Source organism: Arthrobacter sp. Dra40, assembly GCF_059091905.1.
Genome location: NZ_JBNHHB010000494.1, coordinates 1 through 1293 on the forward strand (window position 1 = coordinate 1; position 1293 = coordinate 1293).

2 protein-coding genes are annotated in these 1293 nt (G+C 65.5%); both read right to left on the reverse strand.

Annotated elements, in window-relative coordinates:
* On the reverse strand, positions 1 to 628 hold a 628-nt coding region (locus tag AC5RWT_RS37490; RefSeq protein WP_494084635.1), incomplete at its 3' end, for a mechanosensitive ion channel family protein.
* Positions 629 to 712: 84 nt separating this feature from the next.
* A partial coding sequence (locus AC5RWT_RS37495; protein ID WP_494084636.1) for a 3'-5' exonuclease occupies positions 713 to 1293 on the reverse strand: 581 nt, incomplete at its 5' end.

Below are 1293 nucleotides of genomic sequence, written 5' to 3' on the forward strand. Positions count from 1 at the left end.
CCCGCGCCCAGCCCTGCGAGGAGTTGCCCACGCGCAGGATCTCGCCGTTGCGGACATGCCACAGCGTGCCGTCCACGGCGCGCACCTGGGTGACCCTGAGGCCGACCGACTCCACTGTGCCGGAAGCCTCGCCCAAATCGACCACGTCGCCGATGCCGTACTGGTCTTCGGCCACCATGAACAGTCCGGACAGGTAGTCCTTGACCAGGGTCTGGGCGCCGAAGCCAATGGCAACACCGGCAATACCGGCACTGGCCAGCAGGGGGCCAAGGTTGAACTCGAGCTCGGTGAGCACCATCAGGACGGTGAGGGTGGCCAGCACGATCGTGGTGATCGAACGCAACACCGATCCGATCGTCTTCGAACGCTGGGCCCGGCGGACCGCGGCGATCGGCGAATCCTGCATCAGCCAGTAGCGCGGGTCTTTGCTGTTCTTGCGCACCGCTGCGGGATCGAATTTATCCAGCTTGGCGGTCTCGCCGTCGGCGATCTTTCCGGTGACGCGTTTAATCACCATCCGCAGGACCATATTCGCCAGGAATCCACCCAACAGGATCAGCGACACGCGCAGCGGGGTATCGAGCCAAAAGGCGGGGGTCGCCAGCCGTTCCAGAGTACTAATGTCCACGCCATCCATGGATAAGAACGGTAAGCGCCGGGTCAGGCCGCTGCCAAATGCAGCAGCACGAACGTGGCGAACCTCCCAGTGGGGTCAGGCGATTTTGGTCAGCGGCGCATACCGCAGCAGCAGCCGCTTCTCGCCGGCGTCGAATTTCACCTTGGCCACTGTCTTGTCGCCCGCTCCCTCGAGGCCCAGGACGGTGCCGTTGCCGAAGCTGGTGTGGTTGACCTTGTCGCCGATGGCAAGCGCGATGACTTCCTTCTGCGGCTGCACGCGCCCCGCCCGGGTCTTGGCACTCGTGATCGAGGGCGCGGACCCGCGCAGGTTGCTGATGTCCTGGGTGCCGGATGTCCCGGCACCCCAGTGGGAGCCTCCGTAGCGGCTGGACCCGAAGCTGCCCGACGAGGCAAACATCGGGTGGGCGGTGCCTTCGCGTTTCCACTCGATGAGCTCGGCCGGGACCTCTTCAATAAACTGGCTGGCCGGATTGAACTGGCTCTGGCCCCACATGCTGCGCGACTCGGACCGGGTCAGGTACAGCCGCTGCCGGGCGCGCGTCAGGCCCACGTAGGCCAACCGGCGCTCTTCGGCGAGTTCCTTCGGGTCGGTCATGGAACGCTGGTGCGGGAAGACCCCGTGCGCCATACCGGGGAGGAAGACCACCGGGAACG